A 21,504-nucleotide genomic window follows, 5' to 3' on the forward strand; every position below is an offset into this window, starting at 1 on the left:
AGGTCTACTCTCTTTTTTTAAGAACAGTTACTATAGTATTCCCATAGATTCTAATGCTTTTAAAGAACCCATTTTTGAATGATCATAAGTCATACCACCCTGGAAGTATACATTATATGGTGGTCTTATAGGTGCATCTGCGCTAAGTTCTATTGATGAGCCTTGGACAAAGGCACCTGCAGCCATGACTACCTCGTCGTCATAGCCTGGCATAGCCCATGGAACAGGTCTTACAAATGAATCAACTGGTGCAGCAGCCTGAACACCCTCACAGAACTTAACAACCTCTTTTCCATTGTGTAGCTGGACTATCTGGATGATGTCACTTCTAGGATCATCATAGGCTGGGTTGACCTTGTAGCCTAGTCTTTCATACAATCTTGCACAGAAGACAGCTCCCATGACTGCCTGTGATACTACATAAGGCGCTATAAACAAGCCCTGTAGGACATTTCTAGTAGTACCAAAAGTCAAGCCACATTCCTTTCCTATACCTGGGCATGTAAGCCTATAGGAAATTAGCTCTATAAGATCTTTTCTACCTACAACATATCCACCAGTAAGGGCAAGTCCACCGCCGGGATTTTTGATTAGGGACCCAGCCATGACGTCAACTCCTACATCTGTAGGTTCTAGGGTCTCTAAAAATTCACCATAGCAGTTGTCTATCATTACTATGACATCTGGTTTTACAGATTTAACGGCATCTATGGCCTCTTTTATATCCTCTATAGATAGGGACCTTCTCCATGCATATCCCTTAGACCTCTGCATCATTACAAGCTTAGTTCTATCATTTATAGCTGCCTTTGCACCCTCTATATCAATAGATCCATCTTCTAAGAAGTCTACTTGCTTATATGTTACTCCATATTCAGATAGGTCTCCCTTTTCTTTTCTGCTACCTACAACTCCTTGAAGTGTGTCATATGGTGCAGATGTTATAGAAAGTATCTCATCACCAGGTCTTACTATACCTTGGACTGTAAGAGATAGTGCATGGGTACCATTTACTATTTGTGGTCTGACTAGGGCATCTTCAGTATGGAAAACATTTGAGAATATCTCCTCTACCTTTTCCCTACCTATATCATTGTAGCCGTAGCCAGTAGTCCAGTTGAAGTGGTTGTCACTTAGGTGGGCCTTTTGCATGGCATTTAGGACCTTTAACTGGTTGTATTCTCTTATTTCCTTGATTTTTTCAAACTGTGGTTGAATCTCCCTATCCACATCCTTTGATAGTTCAAAAATTTTCTCATTGATTCCGTATTCTTTTAGTAGTAATTCTTCTGTTTCCTTTAACATTAAAATCTCCTCTTATTTTATAAAATCTTTTATTGCCTCGATTTGATCATCAAGTTCTGTAACCTTGTCTAAGTCTAACCAAAGGGCGTTTTCATACCTCTTAAACCAGGTAATCTGCCTTTTAGCATATCTCCTAGTTCCCTGCTTTAGTATATCTATGGATTCTTCAAGGGTCATCTTACCATCAAAATACTCTAGGACTTCCTTGTAGCCTATCCCCTTCATAGACTGCATCTGACTAGTATAGCCCATTTGGTGTAGTCCCTTGACCTCATCTAGTAGCCCCATGTCAAACATCATATCAACTCTCTGGTTTATCCTATCATATAAGATGCTCCTATCCCTGTTTAAGACGATTATTTTGGCATCAAATTTTGGGTTGTATTTTAGATCATTTGAAAAGTCTCCCATGTCTCCACCTGTCTTGTATACCTCGATGGCCCTGATGACCCTCTTAGTGTTGTTGGGGTGGATTCTTTTGGCTGCTTCAGGTGATAGGTCTTGAAGAAGCCTATAAAGGTAGTCTTTTCCCTTGTCATTTAGTATTTCTTCTAGGTCTTTTCTAATGCTAGGGTCTGAATTTGTACCTCCAAAGTCCATATCGTAAACTAGAGAATTTAGGTATAGTCCTGTACCACCAGTAACTATTGCCAGCTTTCCCCTCTTGTGTATGTCACTTATGATTTGACTTGCCATATCATGAAAGTCTGCAACTGAAAAATCCTCATCTGGATCTACTACATCTATCATATGGTGGACTACTGAGTCCATCTCTTCTTGGCTTATCTTGGCACTGCCTATGTCCATTTTTCTGTATATTTGCATGGAGTCTGCCGATATTATTTCACCACCTAAGACCTTTGAAAGCTCGATAGATAGAGCTGTTTTTCCGACTGCTGTAGGCCCAGTGAGTATAAGTATTGGTATTTTATCCGTCATTCCTACATCCTCCTCTTAAATAGCTTTTCTATTTCATATCTTGTCATCTTGACCATAGTAGGTCTACCGTGTGGGCAAGTGTAAGGGTTAGAGCATTCCTCAAGTTGTCCTATAAGGTGCTTGGCCTCTTCAATCGAAATCTTGTCATTTCCCTTTATGGCCGACTTACAAGCTATTTCTGCTATTTCGTCATACTTTGTGTCGTATATATTATCTATTTTACCTAGACCGTCTATTAGTTCATAGATAAACCTCTTTGACTCTGGCTCACCAAATGTATTAGGCAGTCCCCTAATTGATATTGACCTATGTCCAAACTCCTCAACAAGGAAGCCAAAGCTAGAGAATACATCTATATTTTTTCTGACAGTATCCATGTCATTGGCATCAAGATCCATAATTATAGGATCAATTAGCATCTGGACTGATATGTCATTGGCCTTGTACTTTGACATATACATTTCAAACCTGATTCTTTCATGGGCTGCGTGCTGGTCTAACATTATCATATCGTCATTTTTACTGAAGATTATATAAGTGTCAAAAATTATACCTATAAACTTTAATCCAATAAAATCCGGGTTTCTATCAGGACTCTCCTCTATAAAACTAGACTGTTGGTATTCCATTTTTGAATCGACTTCCTTCTTATCTTGTATGCCACCATTGTTTATATCACTTAACCTTATAGGTGTCTGTATCATATCAGCTTGGACTCTTGGAGACTCATTAGTATTTTGATTGCTACAAGAATTACTAACGTCTTCTCTAATAGCAGTGCTTGTAAGATTATTTTCCACCTCTTTGGGTGAATATGAAAAAGAGTTAAAACCAGCAAAGGAGTTTTTATTATAGAGGTCTTTACCCCTACTATTATCCTTATATCTTCCAACCAAACTAGACTTTAGGAGTATACCTCTTACAAAGTCCGAAAGTTCGTTTAGTATTTCCTCTTCTTGGTCAAACTTGACCTCTAACTTGCTAGGATGGATATTTACATCTACCTTGGCAGGGTCAACACTTATGTTTACAAAATATATAGGATACTTGTTGATCGGTATTATAGCCTTGTAGGCATCGTTTATTTTCTTGCTTATATTGGGGCTCTTGATATATCTACCGTTTATATATAGGTGCTGGTGGTTTCTGTTGCCCCTGTATATATTGTTATTGCCTAGGTAGCCACTTATGCTAAAGTATTTTGACCTATAGTCTATCTCAATTAGGTTTTCAGATATATCACGTCCGTAAATCATCCTAATAGCGTTTATGATAGACCCATCTCCTAGGGTTTCATAGATGGTTTTAGAATTATTTATATACTTTATTTTTATAGAAGGGTTACCTATGGCTATCTTGTTTACGATATCTGTTATGGCCTGGGCTTCAGCTTGGTTTGACTTTAGAAATTTCCTTCTCGCAGGTGTATTGAAAAACAAGTCCCTTACAGATATTTGCGTACCCCTATTGGCACTTGTAGCTTCTTTTTCTCTTATCTTACCTCCATCTAAGACAATCCTAAGACCAATTAGGGCTTCTTCTGTTTTTGTAAGCATCTCAAGTTTTGAAACAGCAGATATTGATGCAAGGGCCTCACCCCTAAATCCTAAGGATTCAAGAGATGATAGGTCTTCTACTGTGTTTATCTTACTTGTAGCGTGCCTTAAAAAAGCCTTGTTTACATCATCTTTGTCTATGCCCGAACCATTATCCACTATCCTGATTAGGTCTTTACCTCCGTTTTCTATCTCTATGCTTATATATGATGATCCTGCATCTATTGAGTTTTCGACCAACTCCTTGATTATTGAAGAGGGTCTTTCAACGACTTCACCAGCCGCTATCTTATTGATGGTTGAATCATCTAGTATATTTATTTTTGCCATAAGACCTCCTTACTTTGTTTTTACTTTATCTTTTTAGCCTTGTCTTGTAGCTGATATAATATATTCATCAGCTGTAATGGCGTTGTGTTCATCATATCTATATTCTTTATCTCGCTGATTATATCCTTATATGGAGATAGGTCTATTTGTTCATCCATAGGAATATTTTTCTTTGATTCCCTTTCAAGTACAAAATCAAAACTAAGCTGGCGGATTTCTTCTTCATTTTCTTCTTTAGGATATATACCAGTAGCTTGAGATATTGACTCTGAGTTATTTAGGTGATTTTTTTCTAGGTCTTTTAAGATAGAGTCTGCCCTTTTTATCAGGTCATCTGGCAACTTGGCAAGTTTGGCAACATAAATACCATAACTCCTATCAGCTGCACGGTCTACTATCTTCCTTAAAAATATAATGTCATCTCCTTCTTCTTTTACATCCACAGAGTAGTTCTTGATATTGTCATAGGTGTTTTCAAGGTCTGTTAACTCATGGTAGTGAGTTGCAAAAAGAGTCTTGGCCCCTATCCTATCATGTATATATTCTACTATGGACCAAGCAAGGGATATACCATCATATGTAGATGTACCCCTACCGACCTCGTCAAGGATTATAAGAGAGTATTTTGTTGCATTTTTTAGTATCTGGCTGACCTCATCCATCTCTACCATAAATGTCGACTGGCCTTGTGATAGGTCATCGCTAGCCCCTACCCTAGTAAATATCCTATCTAGGATTGGTATCCTTGCTGATGATGCAGGTACAAATGAACCTATATGGGCCATTAAACATATAAGGGCAGTCTGTCTCATATATGTGGACTTACCGGACATATTTGGTCCTGTAATTATATGGATCTTGTTGTTATCATTCATGGATGTCTTGTTTGCTATAAAGTTTTCTTGCCCCATTATTTGCTCAATAACAGGGTGCCTACCATCTATTATTTCAAGTTGACCTGATTCTGATACATAAGGTCTTGAATAAGAATTTTTGTTGGCTATGATTGCATTTGAAACATATACGTCAAGCTCAGCTATGGTGTTGGCAACAACTTGAATCCTGTCTATATTATCGTAAATCGTGTTTCTAATATCCTTGAAAATAGAGTACTCTAGGCTCTTTATCTTGTCTTCTGCATTTATTATCTTGTCCTCAACTTCTTTTAGTTCAGGAGTTATAAATCTCTCAGCATTGACCAAGGTCTGCTTTCTGATATATGAATCATCAAGGTCTAACTGGACTAGGGCTGCCTTAGTTATCTCTATATAGTAGCCGAATACTTTGTTGTATCCTATCTTAAGGGTCTTGGCTCCAGTTCTTTCTTTTTCTCTTTTTTCTATGTCCTTGATTATACTAGACCCGTTGTTGTATATGTCCCTAAGTTCATAGAGGTCCTTTGAATACTGGCTCTTAATGATATTTCCGTCCTTAAGGCCCTGGCTTGGTTCCTCGAGGATTGACTCATCTATTAGCCTGTATATATCGTACAGGCAGTCTATTGAAGACTTGAACTTGTCTAAAGCAGGTGAATCTGAGTTTGCTATTGTAGTCACTATCTCTGGTAGCTTGGCTATAGAGTTCTTAAGGTTTATCAGGTCCTTAGGATTGACCTTATCATAGGCTACCTTTGCACATATCCTCTCCAAATCGTATATTCTTTCAAGACTTTCTCTTAGATTTTCCCTCAGGTTAAAATCACTCAAAATAGCCTCAGTTATATCTAGTCTCCTATTGATAAGGTCTACATTCATTAGGGGTTGCTCGATAAATTTTCTGAGCATTCTTGCCCCCATAGGAGTAGATGTAGAGTCTATAACCTGTAGTAGAGATCCCTTTTTATTGGAGCTTCTAATAGTCTTTGTAAGTTCAAGATTTACCCTTGTAAATAGGTCAAGTACCATGTAGTCATTTGATTTGTATACATTTATCCTATTTATATTATTAGAAGATATCATCTGTGTATTTCTTATATAGTTTAGGACTATTGACAATGAAGATTCCATAGGGTGATTATTAAATATCATATTTTTTTCTAGGTAGGACCTATCAAAAATATCATTTAGGATATTCTTGTCCAGCAAGTCTTTATCAAAATCTTCATTCAAATAAATATTGGCAATTGCTGCCAAGGACCTAATAGAGTCCAAAAACTCAGGTCTATTTGTAATCAGTTCTTTGGGACCTACCTTGGCTATTTCATCCTTCACTTTTTTAGGATCTATCATTGTTGTATTTAGTTCACCAGTTGATATATCAGTATATGATATAGAGGCTGCATCATTCCCAAAGTATACTGCCATCAAATAGTTATTTGAAGTGTTTTCAAGACTGTCCTCTTCAAGCAATGTGCCCGGAGTAACTACCTTCACGACCTCTCTTTTTACTAGACCCTTGGCAGTAGAGGGATCTTCTACCTGTTCGCCTATAGCTACCTTGTAACCTGCTTGGATCAACCTTGTAAGATAGGATGACACTGAGTGGTAGGGAACACCACACATAGGAGCCCTTTCTTCTAGACCACATGCCTTTCCAGTAAGGGTGATATCTAGTACCTTAGATGCCAAAAGTGCATCATCAAAAAACATTTCATAAAAATCGCCTAATCTATAAAATAATATACAATCCTTGTATTCTTCTTTTGTATCTAAATAATGCTTCATCATAGGGGAAAGCTTTGACTTATCTATTTCCATATATACCTCCAATACGCTTGTAATTATGATTTTATTGCATAATCTCTAATATATTATTATAACACAAAATTCATTTATATAAAAAGAACCCAGCCAATTATTGACTAGGTTCTCAAGAATATTTCTTATGTAAGTAAGGATAGTATTTCGGATTTTAGACTTGCTCTTTTTTCTGGATTGTTTTTGCTTATTTCATCCACTGTAAATTCTTTTTTAACCATGGCTGGTTTAGTAGATAGAACATATATCCTATCTGATAGGCTGATAGCTTCATCAATATCATGGGTTATAAGCAAAATAGTCGAATTCATCTTTTTTCTAACTCCTGAAAACCAATCTATAAGAGATGCCTTAGTGATTGAGTCCAGGGCGCCAAAGGGTTCATCAAGTAACATTATATCTCTAGAGCATACATAGGTCCTCAAAAAATTAGCCCTCTGCTTCATACCACCAGACAATTGTCTTGGATAGCTTAACTCATATCCCTTAAGGTCAAATATATCGAAATAGTTCTCTACCTCTTGTCTGGCCTTGACCTTTGACATACCGGACAATACTAGGGGTAGGGACACATTGTCTATGATAGTCTTGTAGGGTAATAGGAGATCCTTTTGATACATATAGCCAAGGTGGCCATTTACATATACCTCACCATTATCCTTTTCTTCTATTCCGCTTATTATATTGAATATAGTAGACTTGCCACAACCACTTGGTCCGACAATAGATACCAATTCACCCTTGTTTAGGACTATATTTATGTCTTTTAGTATGGGTTCACCAAGATAGAATTTATCTAAATTTTTGAGATATATCTTATTTTTCTGCTGGTAAGAACTCATTAGTATACGCCTCTTTAACATTTAAGTCTTTCTTTATAAGACCATTAGATTTCATGAAATCAGCATAACCCTTCCAAGTTTCGTCCTTCATCTGTCCCCATACTGGAGCATCATCCTTGTACTTAGATGCTAAGAATTCCTGGCTCTTTTCCACTAGTGTCTTGTCTAGCTCTGGAACTGCCTTTGATAGGATAGCTGCAGAGTCCTTTGGATTTTTTATAGCAAAATCGTATCCCTTGGCAGTGGCTTGCATAAATTTCTTTACTAGGTCTGAATCTTCATCTATTATCTTTTTGCTAGTTATTATAATAGGTGTATAGTAGTCAAGCTTAGGATCAATATCCTTTATCGGTATGTAGTTTAGGTCTTCCTTAAGTATTTTTGATTTTACAACATCCCAACCTTCAAATACCCATGCAAAGTCTATGCTCTTTTTAGTAGCAGTAAAGAAGTCATCCTGACCTATATCAACTCTTTTAAGTTTGCTAAAGTCTGATCCATTTTTTTCCATAGCAAGTTTTATTATAGCTTCTTCAGACGGAGAACCCCAACCTCCATAAGTCTTTCCTTCAAAGTCCTTAGGTGACTTGATGTTCTTGGCTACTGGAGATGCAAAGCCTGATGTGTTGTGCTGAATAATAGCAGCTATTGCCTTTATTGGAAGAGGATCTTTTTCCTGTGTAAGAGCATATGTCACATCTTCCTGGTAAGATATACCAAACTGTGCTTGGTTTGTTGCAACTACAGTAGTTGAACCACTATCTGATGGCTGAACAATATTTAAGTCTATGCCCATTTCCTTGTAGTAACCCTTTTCTTTTGCTACATAGATACCAGTGTGATTAGTATTAGGTGCATAGTCCAATACTAGTGTAACCTTTTTAAGCTTATCAGATTTTTCATCTGCCTTTTTGCCAGAACCACTGCATCCTGACAGTATTCCTAGGGATAATGCCCCTACCAGAGTAAGTGATAATAATTTCTTTATTTTCATGTTTACCTCCTGTTTTTAAAATATAGATTTTTTAATAAAGTAATAATACCAACAAAAATCAAACTGAATATTACTACTAAAATTGTACATGCAAATACCTTGTCCAAGGCATATGAAGATTTTGCTCTGACCATATAGACTCCAAGTCCTATGCTACCTCCAAGCCACTCTGCAACTGTTGCTGCTACAAAAGCATAGGTTGAAGATATGGTTAGACCAGTGAAGAATTTGTCCATAGACATAGGGAACTTTAGGTGAATAAAGGTATTAATCTTGCTTGATTTCATTACCTTAAATAAATTTAAGTAGTCTCTGTCAATTGACTCTATCCCAGCCATAAAGTTGATAAGGACAGGAAAGAAACAAGTCAATACAACACACAATACCTTAGACTTGATTCCAAAACCAAACCATATAACCAATAAAGGTGCTATTGTAATCGTAGGTATCATCTGAGTTATATACATTATTGGATAAAAGCATTTTTTTATAATTGGAATAAAATCCATAAGTATACCCACAAATAGGGCAAACACAATTGAAATCAAAAAACCAATTATAGTCTCTTCAAGTGTTACCATTGAATGCATAAATAAAAGCCTGTAATCATCCCTAAATTCGAGTCCTATATCACTAGGCTTTGGCAGTATGTATGATGGCACACTCATTTTAACGCAAATTAACTCCCACACAAACAATAGGCTTATAAAGGTAATTATGGGATAGAATAATGTCGACTTATATAAGAACCTATCTTTACTAAGATTCTTAGCTTTATTATCTGTGATGTTGTAGTTTTTCATCAATTGTTATACCACCTTTTTTCTGGTCAACTCTTACGATTGTAATTACTCTTTCACATCCCAATTCAAAAGGTAAAAGGTGGATTTTTTTAGAAAGTTCGAATACATCATCTAAATCCCCCTCTATAGTGGTAGAGTTGGCTCCTATTTCATACTTAAGACCACTTTTCTTAGCAAGTTCTATACACTCGTCTACTATTTTGTACATTTCCTCTTCACAACCATATGGACGCAAAGGCATTACGGCTATATCTGCTATCACCATATCTAATATCTCCTTGTATTTTATTGATAAGCTAAAAAAAAGTCCCCGTGCTGGAGACTTTTATAAACTCCGGCATTATCCAAAGTCTTATGGGTCGAATATTTATTCCTCTCAGCAACCGCTCCCCTTACATTCAGTTTATCTATTATAATTATATCACAGAATTACAAAAATTAATCATTATTTTCATTTTAACGAATTAAGTTGTATACTGATAAATCTACCACATAAATAAATCTAGTACATAAAATCAGAGCATCTCTACGAAATTTCTTACCATATTTGCTGTTATACCCCAGATAATAAATTCTTCATACTCATAAAAAGGTATATCATAATACAGAGTAGGCCATGAATAGGACTCTTCTCCCTTTAGTGGTATATTTAGCCTTTCTAGTAGTCCTGATAGCTCTAATTTTTCGTCTGGAACAATTACAGATGCATTCTTAAATACAAGAGGCTTTTGGTCCTTGAAAAATGATATTGGCACTGTGAATAGTCGCTCTACTTCATCATTTGATATTGAAAGATCAATATTTTTATCTATCCTAGCAAGGTAACAGTGTATTAGACCTCTAGTAGGAGTTGCATATTCAAATATCCTAGATATAATCTCTAGCTGGGATTCTTCTGCCTCAATTTCCTCGCAAAATTCCCTAATTGCAGCGGCCCTTGACTCTTCATCTTTTTCTACCCTTCCACCCGGAAAAGATACCTCGCCAGGTTGGTGCTTTAGCTTAGAATTCCTAAGTTCAAAGAGTATATGGTCTTCACCAGTAATTTCTATAACTGGCAATACGACTGAAGAGTGCATCTGGTAGGTTGGGCTTAGAATCTTAGTCCCTACATTTTTAAACTTGTCTATATCATACATGTCAAAACCTCCTACTAAAATCTTAGGGGCTAGACCAAATGGTCAGCCCCTGTAAAGTCTTTTATTAAATTGCTATTTAAAAAAATTACTTAGATGATTGTTTTTTTGCCCTTATTAAGGTACTCTTTGATATGCCAGTCATCTCTTCTACTTTTTTGTAAGAATATGAATTAAGCATTTCGACTGCTTGGTTTATTTGTTCATCAGTGTACTTCTTTGGTCTACCCTCTCTAAATCCACTAGTTTTCTTGGCCTTATTCTTACCAGACTGTATCCTTTCCACAAGAAGGGCTTTTTCAAACTCATTTATAGCAAGGATTGTATCGTAGAGAATTTTACCCAAGACTGAAGAATCGAAAAGACCGATATTCAATATATGGATATTTATGCCTCTAGACCTAAGATCCCTAATTATCTCAAAGGTATCACCAATAGATGTAGCAAACCTATCTAACCTGGTAACTACTATAGTGTCATCTGCCTTAAGACTCTTAAGAAGCTTGTCAAACTCAGGTTTTGTGTTCATATCTAGAGAAGTTTCCTTTAAAATATTACAACCATAGTACCTGTCTGTTATTAAATTCTCTTGTTCCTCTAGATAGCCCGACTCTATTTGTTTTGCAGTCGTTGCTCTACAATAACCATATATCAAGTCCAACACCTCCTGATGTTTCATAACTTATAACTAAATTCTAAAAACTTACATATAATAAATCCAGTAAAAAAATGGAAAAATATCCCTTAGCACACACGTTCTTACAAGATGTATTATATCACAGGTGGGCGTCCAAAAACAATAACTAATGTTCAAAAATTTAAAAATATTTTTGGTAACTAGATATGACTGATAAAAAGACCTAAAAGACTTTATGACAACTATTTATTGGTATAAACTATAATTTATGAATACAATTTACAAATCAATTAATGAATTTTTATATTTTTCTGTCTAAAGTATTCATTTTATATATTAAAAAGTCATATATAAGTCACGGTATCAAAATGCAACTTATATATGACACTATTAATTTGATTAATTTTTCTTATTCTACTTTATTGCTATTGCTGAACTATCTTATTAAGTAGTCCCTGAATTTCTTCGCTCTCAATAAAGTCATCGAAGTTCATCTTTCTATCAAGTATTCCATTTTCACCTATAAATATTATTCTATTTGCTATAGAGTCTATAAACTGGTGGTCATGAGATGTGAATAGTAGAACTCCTGTAAAGTTTTCTAGGGCCTTATTGACTGATGTTATAGATTCAAGGTCAAGGTGGTTTGTCGGATCATCTAGCAATAGTACATTTGCATTTGATAGCATTAGCTTGGATAATAGACACCTAACCTTCTCTCCTCCACTTAGGACATTGGCTTCTTTTAGGGCTTCATCACCTGAAAATAACATCCTACCCAAAAATCCTCTTATATAAGACTCACTCTTTTCTTCTGAATACTGTCTTAGCCAGTCAACTAGTGAATAACTACAGTCATCGAAAAAATTATTGTGGTTCTTTGGCATATAGTCCTGTGATGTAGTTACACCCCACTTGAATTCACCTTCAAAGTCTGTATCATTTTCAGTAAGTATGTTGAATAGGGCTGTTGCTGCCATATCATCACCCATAAACACTACCTTGTCTTCGTTGTCTAGTCTAAATGATATATTATCTAATATCTTTACACCGTCAACAACCTTAGTTATGTTCTTTACTTCTAGTACTTCATTTCCAATTTCTCTTTCAGGCTTGAAAGCTACGTATGGATACTTACGTCTAGAAGGCTGTATTTCCTCTATATTCAACTTGTCTAACTGCTTCTTTCTAGATGTAGCCTGCTTGGCCTTAGAAGCGTTAGAAGAGAACCTAGCGATAAATTCCTTTAGCTGGGCTATCTTTTCTTCGTTCTTTTTGTTCTGGTCCTTCATAAGCTGAAGTGCTAGCTGGCTTGATTCATACCAGAAGTCATAGTTACCAGTATATAACTGGATTTTACCAAAGTCTACGTCAACTATGTGAGTACATATAGTATTTAGGAAATGTCTATCGTGGGATACAACTATTACTATAGTGTCATCTAGACCTATAATAAACTCATTTAACCACTTTATAGAAGCGTAGTCAAGGTGGTTAGTAGGCTCATCCAGTAGTAGTATCTCTGGGTTACCAAATAGGGACTGGGCAAGTAATACCTTAACCTTGTCTGAACCTGTCATTTCATTCATTAGGCTATAGTGGAATTCCTTGTCTATACCTAGTCCCATAAGAATCTTTTCTGCATTTGTCTCAGCATCCCAACCGTCTAACTCAGCGAATTCTCCTTCAAGTTCTGCTGCCTTTATACCATCTTCATCAGAAAAATCTTCCTTCATGTATAGGGCATCTTTTTCCTTCATGATAGTCCAAAGTCTCTCATGTCCCATTATAACTGTATCTAGTACAGTAAACTCATCATATTTAAAGTGGTCCTGCTGTAATACAGACATTCTTTCTTTTTCTGTTATTGATACACTACCTGTATTTGGCTCTATTTCCCCTGATAAAATCTTAAGGAAGGTAGATTTACCAGCTCCGTTGGCTCCTATGATACCGTAGCAATTTCCCTTTGTAAACTTCAGGTTTACTTCTTTATATAGTTCCTTGTCTCCAAATCTAAGACCTACATCTGTTACTTGTAACATATTAATTTCCTTTCTATTCTTGTTTATAATCTCTTTTAATCTTATTTAACGTTCGTGTTTTGTCTGAAACACACTGCCTCTATTATACCATACAGGACCAATTTAAATCTAGTCCAATAGGCTATTAATAATATAAAATACAAAAATATTGTTTATATATAGTATAAAAATAAAAGGCCTAAAATATTAAAACATATCTTAGACCCTTGTACTTATTTCTTATTTTTAATAGATGCTATCCTACATAAACATCAGCTTTGCAGCAAATAATATAGCAAGTATAATCATTACCCAAGATACATGCTCCCTATCTTCCTTCTTAGAGAATAGGTTGTATAGTAGGTTGATTACTACATATGAAAGTATACCTATTGTAAGACCGTCACCTATTGAGTATGTAAGTGGCATTGCTACAACTGTTATAAATGCTGGTAGACCTTCAGTTACATTGTGTATATCTATATTGTGTAGTGAAGATATCATCAAAAATCCAACATATATTAAGGCTGGAGCTGTTGCGCAAGCAGGTATTGCAATAAATATTGGAGAGAAGAACATAGCTAGTAGGAAAAGAACTCCTGTAGTTATAGCTGTATATCCTGTCCTACCTCCCGCAAGAACACCAGTAGATGATTCAACGTATGTAGTAACTGTAGAAACACCTAGTAAAGCACCTATAGTAGTTGCTATAGAGTCAGAAAGAAGGGCTCTACCTACATTTGGAACCTTGCCCTCTTCATCTAGCATATTAGCCTTAGAACAAACACCTACAAGTGTACCAACTGTATCGAAGAAGTCAACGAATAGTAGTGTACAAACAACAACTAGGAAATTACCTATGTGGTTTGGATGTGCTAAGAATGAAAAGTCTACCTTACCAGCTATTGGATTTATAGACTCGTACTTAAATACACCTGCTGGAAGGTATATACCAAGCTTTGTAGCTGTTTCTGGATTTATAAGTGCATAGCCCCATGCTAGGAATGAAGAAACAACTATTCCAGCAAGGATAGCCCCCTTTATATTTTTCTTATCAAAAATTCCTATTACTAAAAGACCTACAAAAGCGAATATTACAGTAGGGCTTATATGACCCATGCTTACTAGTGTTGCTTCATTGGCAACTATAAAACCACTACCCTTAAGACCTATAAATGCTATAAAGATACCTATACCTGCAGTAACAGCATGCTTCATATTAAGTGGAATTGAGTTAACAACCGCCTCACGAACCTTGAATAGTGTCAAGAAAATAAATATAATACCTTCTACAAATACTGCTGAAAGTGCAATTTCCCAAGAAACTCCACCCTTTAATACTACTGTGTATGCAAAGAATGCATTTAGTCCCATACCTGAAGCTAGGGCAAATGGTAGATTGGCTATAAAGCCCATCAAGAAACAACCTAGGGCTGCTGCTATACACGTACCTGTTACTAGGGCACCTGCATCCATACCAGTCGCTGCTAGTGTGCTTGGGTTAACGGCTATGATATAAGCCATTGTCAAAAATGTTGTGATACCAGCTACAATTTCTCTTCTCATATTAACATTCTTTTCTGCTAATAGAGGAAATAGTTTCTGAATACCAGTCAATTCGTTAGTCGAATTCATTGAATACCTCCTATATGTAATCATTATTTGACTTATTGTAAGCCTTTATATCCACTATAAAAACAGTAGAGTTTTCCTTACAATAGATGTCATACCTGCAGCCTTGCTTTTTTAATAGTTCTGAAACAAGGTAAAGGCCAAGGCCGCTACTACCAGTATCCTTGTTTCTTGATGAATCGACCCTATAAAAGGGTACGAACACATTCTTTATTTTATCATCATGGATTGTAACACCTGTATTCTCCACTATAAAGCGTATATATGTAGGTGAAAAAACTTTCTTATATTCGTATACTGATATTAATTTTTAGAATATTTTTTCAAGTGTATAACCTATACCCTTCACAGTTCTTATATAAGGAATCTTTAATTTTTTGCGTATGTTCTTGATGTGAGCATCGACAATCCTTGTATCTCCGTAGTAATCATACCCCCATATTTGATCTAAGAGACTCTCTCTTGTTATTATTTGCGGATACTTTTCTATCAGTGTTTTTAGGATGTTAAATTCCTTAAGTGTAAGTTCTACTGTATTTCCATCAATACTTATTGAATATGTATCTAAATCTAGATGCATCTTGTCAAAAACTATGCTATTAGTTGGTGAAGTCTCAGAAGTTCTTTTAAGAACAGCCTCTACTTTCTTAACTAGTAGGTTAAATGAAAATGGTTTTGTTATATAGTCGTCACAACCCAGTTCATATCCTTTTAGTTGGTCATTCTCAGCATTGAGGGCCGACATAAAAATTATAGGGACCTTAGATGTATTTCTAATCATTTTGCATGTAGTATAGCCGTCTAAATTGGGCATCATAATATCCAAGAGTATCAAATCGTAGCCTAGGTTATCCCTAAATAACTTAATGCCTTCTACTCCATTATTGGCGCAATCTACACTATAGTCATTCGCTGTGAAAAACTCAGCTAGAAGATCCTGAATACTCAGGTCATCATCTATAATCAGTATTCTATGTTGATGCATTATATCTCTCCTTAAAAATTAATCTCAGTTATTAAAAATATACATCAATTATATCATAATTTTTAACTAATATCAAAATAGCTTGTTGCAAAAGTACGAATATTTTTATTAGAATATAATTATAACATTCAGATTGGTAATTTGGCAAGTGGATTTTTATAAAGACTTTTAGGTTTTAAGTAGATTAACTGTGATTGCTAGTATATAATAGTAGTAGATAAAAAATATTAGGAGGCGACTTATGCAGCATATTGTAATGTTAAAGTTTGATAAAAAACAGGACGAATCTACACTTGGACCAATAGTTTCATCTATATATGATCAGTTGAGAGATGAATATAAGGTTATAGATTCTTATAAGTACCATACAAACTGTCTTGACCTAGATCCTAACATGGACTTAGTAATATTTGTGAATATACCTAAGGGACAAGAATTGTCAAAGTATATAAAACACCCTCGTCATGTAGACTTTCTAAACAAGATGAAGGAAATTGGCCTAGCATCAAAAGCGGCTATAGATATTGAGATATAAATAGAGGAATATAAGAAAAGAACTGGCACATACCAGTTCTTTTCTTATATCTAAATCTTAATTAAAATGGAAAAGGCTTAATTGAAAGTCTTAAAACTCCTAAGTCTTAGGGCATTTGTAACAACGCTAACAGAAGACATACTCATTGCCGCAGCGGCTATCATAGGATTTAAAAGCGGCCCTCCAAATATATGAGCAATACCTGCTGCAAATGGAATTCCTAAGATATTATATATAAAGGCCCAACCTAAATTTTGCTTAATATTTTTAATGGTTTCCCTACTCAACTTTATCGCATTGGCTACATCGCTTGGGTCATTTTTCATAAGGACTATATCGGCTGATTCAATGGCCACATCTGTACCATTACCTATAGCTATTCCAACATCCGATACTGCCAGTGCTGGAGCATCATTTATGCCATCACCTACCATTGCAACAAATTCACCGGTCCCTTGTAGCTCTTTTACAACATCTGATTTTTCAGAAGGCAATACCTGTGCATACACCTTGTCGATACCAACTTGTGAGGCGATTGCCATAGCTGTATCCCTGTTATCCCCAGTAATCATAGCAACTTTTATTCCCATAGAGTGTAAAAGATCTACAGCTCTCTTGCTGGTATCCTTTATCGTATCTGAAACGTATATTACAGCTGCAAGATCATCATTTATAGCCAAAAACATAGGTGTCTTTCCTTGCTTGGCTAGTATATTTGAATTTTTTAATATATCTGAATCTATATCAAGACCCTCCATTAGTTTTATGTTGCCTAGCATGACTCTGTCTCCAGCAATTCTAGCCCTTATACCCATACCAGTTATGCTATCAAAATCTTCTATTTTTTCTATATCGACATTCATAGACTTGGCTTTGGTCATAATAGCTTCGGCCAAAGGATGTTCTGATTTATTTTCTAGTGATGCTGCTATTCTTATAATGTCACTTTCACCATAGGCCTCGTTTACTATGCCTATATCAGTAACCACCGGCTGTCCATATGTTATTGTACCGGTTTTGTCAAATGCAACCATACTTATCTTATGGGCAGACTCTAGTGAATCTCCACCCTTTATAAGCATACCATTCTCTGCCCCCCTACCAGTACCGACCATTATAGCTGTAGGTGTAGCAAGTCCAAGTGCACATGGACAAGCTATTACAAGAACCGATATAAATATTGTAAGGGAAAATTCAAATGTCTCTTGTCCAATAAAATACCAGCCTAATCCTGAAATAAGGGCTATCGTCATAACAAATGGCACAAATATTCCAGACACCTTGTCTGCCAAGCTGGCTATTGGAGCTTTCTTGCCTTGGGCTTCTTCAACGAGTCTTATTATCTGAGAAAGGCTAGTGTCCCTACCTACCCTCTCTGCCACAAATTTAATATAGCCATTTTTGTTTATACTGGCTCCAACAACCCTATCTCCAATAGACTTTTCTACTGGTATTGACTCTCCTGTCAACATTGATTCATCAACCGAGCTCTTGCCTTCGATTACTCTACCGTCTACAGGTATCTTGGCACCCGGTTTTACTATTATTATATCTCCAACTATAACATCTTCCATAGCAACTTCTTTTTCTATGCCGTCTACTTCTATTATGGCTGTCTTGGCTTGGAGCTGTATCAGTGACTTGATGGCTTGGTTGGTCTTGTTTTTGGATCTTGTCTCAAGGTGCTTGCCCAGCATTATAAGGGCTATTATCATTGCGGATGATTCAAAGTACAAGGGCAAATGGTGCCCATTGTCCATGATAGCCATTGTAAATGAAGGGTCAAGCCACATCTTTATCGTATTATACACGGAAAATAAAAAGGCAGCTGTTGTCGATACCGCCACTAGAGAATCCATATTAGGATTTTTCTTAAATAGTGATGAGTATCCGTTTGTGTAGAACTTCTTACCCGCAATCATAACAGGTATGACAAGCAATAATTGCAGTATTGAATGATTCATTGGGCTGTGGTGTGGAGATATTATTTTTGGCAACCTAATACCCATCATAGGCCCCATAGAAATAGTAAACAGGATGGCTGCAAGGGTAATTGCCACTGTAAAATTCAACCTACTGGTATTTTCTCCAGCATCATTAAGAGCCTCTTCGTTAGTAACAAGTTTAAAACCTGCCCCTTCTATGGATTTTTTCATATCTTCAAGACTACACAGGTCTGGATTATATACTACACACGCCTTTTCTGTAGCTATATTGACGCTTGCACTAGTGATACCTGATGTCTTATTCAAAGATCTTTCAGCAGCCTTAGAACAAGCAGCACAAGACATCCCCTTTACATAGAAATCTATCTCTCTAGTAGGACTAGTGTCTGTAGAAACTGTATCTTTATTCGTGTATTTACCCAGGCTTTTGTTTCCATACCTGTCATTTTCTATGACATTATCATTGTTTTTATCTATATATTTATCGCTTTTATTAAATTCTGTCATTGTATACCTCCTATATTTCCTACAATAAGTATACCCCTCATAGGTATTTTTATCAAGTAGAGAATGATTATTTATTTAAAAATACCCCTCTTATATTTATTTAAAAATACCCCTCTTATATTTATTCAACTATATACTTAATCGTCTGCATAAATAAAGACTTAAAAATTTAGGCAAATATCTACTTGAATAGCAATTCAACTAAATTTTAAAACATCTATCCATATAGCTAACAATAGTCTGCAAACGATTGAAATAATAGAAGAAGTATCTTATAATATAGCTTATAAGAAATTATTTTTTATTTATACTAAATTATCACAGGAGGATAAGCAGGATATTAGTCTTGCTTGAATTAAAATGAGTAAATCAACAAAATATCTGCTATATTTTATAGCTATGTTCTCTGCTTTTTCTGCAGTTGGAACCCTAATATCAAGTATGATAGGTGGTCATGATGTCCCATGGAAAATAGTAATAGGTGGACTTGCTTGCGGCTTTATACTTACCTATCTTGTAAGGTCTTATGACAATGACAAGGATGATTTTATGCCAAAGAAATAAAATACTTAATTTTTCAAATTATATAAGGGCATTTTACTAGCTTTTACAATTAAAATTAAGAATGACAATTAAATATTTATACGAGATTGTATGTACAAAACGCTCCATTTTTGATATACTTATAAAGTTGACTAATTTTAATAATACAAGACTAAGATCTAGTAATATATACCAGGTTGGTTTAGTAACATAAATAAAAAGAAGGAGCGTTTTTTGTGAGTTTAGAACATAACATTATCAATATTGCGGTTATCGCGCATGTCGATGCCGGAAAATCTACCCTAGTAGATGCATTTTTAAATCAGAGTGGTGTCTTTAGAGACAACGAAGTAGTAAAAGACTGTGTCATGGACAGTAATGACCTAGAACAGGAAAGAGGAATCACAATATATTCTAAGAACTGTTCAATCAGACATGACAAGTATAAGATAAATATAGTGGATACACCAGGCCATAGTGACTTCTCTTCTGAAGTTGAGCGTGTACTTAAAACAGTTGATACAGTAATCCTACTTGTAGATGCTACAGAAGGACCAATGCCTCAGACAAGATTTGTTCTTCAGAAGTCTCTAGAACAGGGCCTAAAACCTATCCTATTTATAAATAAGATAGACAAGAAGGACCAGAGGGCTGAAGAGGTTGTAAACGAGGTATTCGACCTATTTGTAGAGCTAAATGCTACAGATGAACAGTGTGACTTCCCTATAGTATATGGTATAGCAAAGCAGGGAATCGCAATCAAGGAACTAGATGAAGAAGGCAAGGATCTATCTCCACTATTCGAAACAATAATCAACCATGTTGATGCCTACCCAGACTACGATGAAGAACCACTTCAGGTCCAGATATCTGCCCTAGCCTATGATGACTATATAGGTAGACTTGGTATAGGCAGAGTTTTCAAGGGTAAGCTAGATGCATCAGAACCTATATCTATATGTTCTGAAGGCAAGGAAGCTAGAAAAGGAAAGATTTCAAAGCTATCTGTATACGAAGGTCTAAAGCAGGTACAGACTAATGAGGCTGTATCAGGAGAAATGGTTGTAATAGCTGGTATATCTGATATATCAATCGGAGAAACTATATGTGCAGTAGACAAGCCACTTCCAATGGGAGCTATCCTAATTGAAGAGCCTACCCTATCAATGAACTTTATGGTAAATGACTCACCATTCGTTGGTAGAAGCGGTAAGTTTGTAACTACAAGACATATAAAGGAAAGACTAGAAAAAGAACTAGAAGTAAATGTAGGTCTAAGAGTTGAACCTCTAGAAACTACTGATGGATACAGGGTCAGCGGCCGTGGAGAACTTCACCTTTCTATCCTAATAGAAAACATGAGACGTGAAGGATACGAACTAGGTGTATCTAAGCCTCAGGTATTGATGCATAGGGATGAAGAAGGTAACTTGTTTGAGCCAGTTGAAAGAGTAACTGTATCTTGCCCAGAAACATACTCAGGTTCAGTAATCAACGAACTAAACCTAAGAAAGGGTATGATGGAATCAATGGAGATTCTTGAAGGAGACTATGTTAAGATACAGTATATAGTTCCTACTAGGGGGCTTCTAGGATACAGAAGTGAATTTATAAATGTTACAAGAGGTGAAGGTACCCTACTTTCATCATTTGAAAGATTTGAAGAATACAAGGGTGAAATACCTTCAAGATTAAATGGTGTTCTAATATCTCAGACACCAGGTAAGACAATGGGTTATGCCCTAAATGCCCTATCATCAAGAGGTACACTATTTGTAGATCCAGGTCTAGATGTATACGAGGGTATGATCATAGGTATGAACTCTAGAAAAGAAGACATGGTAGTAAACCCATGCAAGAACAAGAAAATGAGTAACGTCAGAGCATCTGGTTCAGATGATGCTATCAAGCTCGCTCCACCTAAGATATTTACACTTGAAGAATCACTTGAATTTATAGAAGATGACGAGCTAGTAGAAGTAACACCCGATTCTATAAGACTTAGAAAGAAAATCCTAAATGAACAGGATAGAGTCAAGTACAATAGATCTCTACAGAACAAGGTTATAGACTAATAATTTATAGATTTAAATA

Annotated in this window: 18 protein-coding genes; 3 read left to right on the plus strand and 15 right to left on the minus strand. The window is 35.9% G+C overall.

Features of this window, described 5'->3' with window-relative positions:
• Nucleotides 1-30: 30 nt before the first annotated feature.
• The 14 genes from HMPREF0631_RS09185 to HMPREF0631_RS09250 form a co-directional block, all read right to left on the minus strand.
• Entirely contained in the window at nt 31-1,305 is a 1,275-nt protein-coding gene (locus HMPREF0631_RS09185; protein WP_002844699.1) for a methionine gamma-lyase family protein, read from the minus strand.
• A gap of 12 nt (nt 1,306-1,317) precedes the next feature.
• On the minus strand, nt 1,318-2,244 hold the full coding sequence (miaA, locus tag HMPREF0631_RS09190) for a tRNA (adenosine(37)-N6)-dimethylallyltransferase MiaA (RefSeq protein WP_002844687.1): 927 nt from the start codon (nt 2,242-2,244) through the stop codon (nt 1,318-1,320).
• A gap of 2 nt (nt 2,245-2,246) precedes the next feature.
• Nucleotides 2,247-4,130, minus strand: a complete 1,884-nt coding sequence (gene mutL / locus HMPREF0631_RS09195) for a DNA mismatch repair endonuclease MutL (protein ID WP_002844713.1) — start codon at nt 4,128-4,130, stop codon at nt 2,247-2,249.
• A 20-nt stretch (nt 4,131-4,150) separates the two neighbouring features.
• Nucleotides 4,151-6,826, minus strand: a complete 2,676-nt coding sequence (gene mutS / locus HMPREF0631_RS09200) for a DNA mismatch repair protein MutS (RefSeq protein WP_002844716.1) — start codon at nt 6,824-6,826, stop codon at nt 4,151-4,153.
• A gap of 125 nt (nt 6,827-6,951) precedes the next feature.
• The gene (locus HMPREF0631_RS09205; protein ID WP_002844718.1) at nt 6,952-7,668 is read right to left on the minus strand and encodes an ABC transporter ATP-binding protein; all 717 of its coding nucleotides are present in this window, start codon (nt 7,666-7,668) and stop codon (nt 6,952-6,954) included.
• Nucleotides 7,643-8,662: an ABC transporter substrate-binding protein gene (locus tag HMPREF0631_RS09210; protein ID WP_002844714.1), complete on the minus strand. Its 1,020-nt coding sequence runs from the start codon at nt 8,660-8,662 to the stop codon at nt 7,643-7,645. Before HMPREF0631_RS09210 ends, HMPREF0631_RS09205 begins: the two co-directional genes overlap by 26 nt.
• A gap of 2 nt (nt 8,663-8,664) precedes the next feature.
• Nucleotides 8,665-9,465 (minus strand): ABC transporter permease, encoded by an 801-nt coding sequence (locus HMPREF0631_RS09215; protein ID WP_039866555.1) that lies wholly within the window; start codon nt 9,463-9,465, stop codon nt 8,665-8,667.
• Nucleotides 9,440-9,730 carry an MTH1187 family thiamine-binding protein gene (locus HMPREF0631_RS09220; protein WP_002844722.1) on the minus strand — a complete coding sequence of 97 codons (291 nt, stop codon included), beginning with the start codon at nt 9,728-9,730 and terminating at the stop codon, nt 9,440-9,442. Before HMPREF0631_RS09220 ends, HMPREF0631_RS09215 begins: the two co-directional genes overlap by 26 nt.
• Before the next feature lie 250 nt (nt 9,731-9,980).
• Nucleotides 9,981-10,604 (minus strand): NUDIX hydrolase, encoded by a 624-nt coding sequence (locus HMPREF0631_RS09225; RefSeq protein WP_002844675.1) that lies wholly within the window; start codon nt 10,602-10,604, stop codon nt 9,981-9,983.
• Nucleotides 10,605-10,689: 85 nt separating this feature from the next.
• Nucleotides 10,690-11,265 (minus strand): recombinase family protein, encoded by a 576-nt coding sequence (locus tag HMPREF0631_RS09230; RefSeq protein ID WP_227214060.1) that lies wholly within the window; start codon nt 11,263-11,265, stop codon nt 10,690-10,692.
• 398 nt (nt 11,266-11,663) lie between these two features.
• Nucleotides 11,664-13,283: an ABC-F family ATP-binding cassette domain-containing protein gene (locus tag HMPREF0631_RS09235; protein WP_002844696.1), complete on the minus strand. Its 1,620-nt coding sequence runs from the start codon at nt 13,281-13,283 to the stop codon at nt 11,664-11,666.
• Nucleotides 13,284-13,523: 240 nt separating this feature from the next.
• Nucleotides 13,524-14,897, minus strand: coding sequence for an NCS2 family permease (locus HMPREF0631_RS09240; protein WP_002844669.1), 1,374 nt, complete (start codon nt 14,895-14,897; stop codon nt 13,524-13,526).
• A gap of 10 nt (nt 14,898-14,907) precedes the next feature.
• A complete protein-coding gene (locus tag HMPREF0631_RS09245; protein WP_080547818.1) occupies nt 14,908-15,198 on the minus strand; it encodes an ATP-binding protein in 291 nt (96 codons plus the stop codon).
• 6 nt (nt 15,199-15,204) lie between these two features.
• Nucleotides 15,205-15,879, minus strand: a complete 675-nt coding sequence (locus HMPREF0631_RS09250) for a response regulator transcription factor (protein WP_002844705.1) — start codon at nt 15,877-15,879, stop codon at nt 15,205-15,207.
• A gap of 241 nt (nt 15,880-16,120) precedes the next feature.
• Here HMPREF0631_RS09250 and HMPREF0631_RS09255 point away from each other — a divergent pair, with 241 nt between their 5' ends.
• Nucleotides 16,121-16,414 carry a Dabb family protein gene (locus HMPREF0631_RS09255; protein ID WP_002844688.1) on the plus strand — a complete coding sequence of 98 codons (294 nt, stop codon included), beginning with the start codon at nt 16,121-16,123 and terminating at the stop codon, nt 16,412-16,414.
• A 77-nt stretch (nt 16,415-16,491) separates the two neighbouring features.
• On the opposite strand, the gene HMPREF0631_RS09260 is transcribed toward HMPREF0631_RS09255, so the two are convergent.
• Complete coding sequence (locus tag HMPREF0631_RS09260) at nt 16,492-18,867, minus strand: heavy metal translocating P-type ATPase (RefSeq protein ID WP_002844698.1); 2,376 nt, start codon at nt 18,865-18,867, stop codon at nt 16,492-16,494.
• A 360-nt stretch (nt 18,868-19,227) separates the two neighbouring features.
• Here HMPREF0631_RS09260 and HMPREF0631_RS09265 point away from each other — a divergent pair, with 360 nt between their 5' ends.
• Both HMPREF0631_RS09265 and typA read left to right on the plus strand, forming a co-directional pair.
• Complete coding sequence (locus tag HMPREF0631_RS09265; RefSeq protein ID WP_002845584.1) at nt 19,228-19,431, plus strand: hypothetical protein; 204 nt, start codon at nt 19,228-19,230, stop codon at nt 19,429-19,431.
• A 215-nt stretch (nt 19,432-19,646) separates the two neighbouring features.
• Complete coding sequence (gene typA, locus HMPREF0631_RS09270; protein WP_002844745.1) at nt 19,647-21,485, plus strand: translational GTPase TypA; 1,839 nt, start codon at nt 19,647-19,649, stop codon at nt 21,483-21,485.
• The last annotated feature ends 19 nt before the right edge of the window (nt 21,486-21,504 follow it).

Source organism: Peptostreptococcus anaerobius 653-L (genome assembly GCF_000178095.1).
Taxonomy (GTDB): domain Bacteria; phylum Bacillota; class Clostridia; order Peptostreptococcales; family Peptostreptococcaceae; genus Peptostreptococcus; species Peptostreptococcus anaerobius.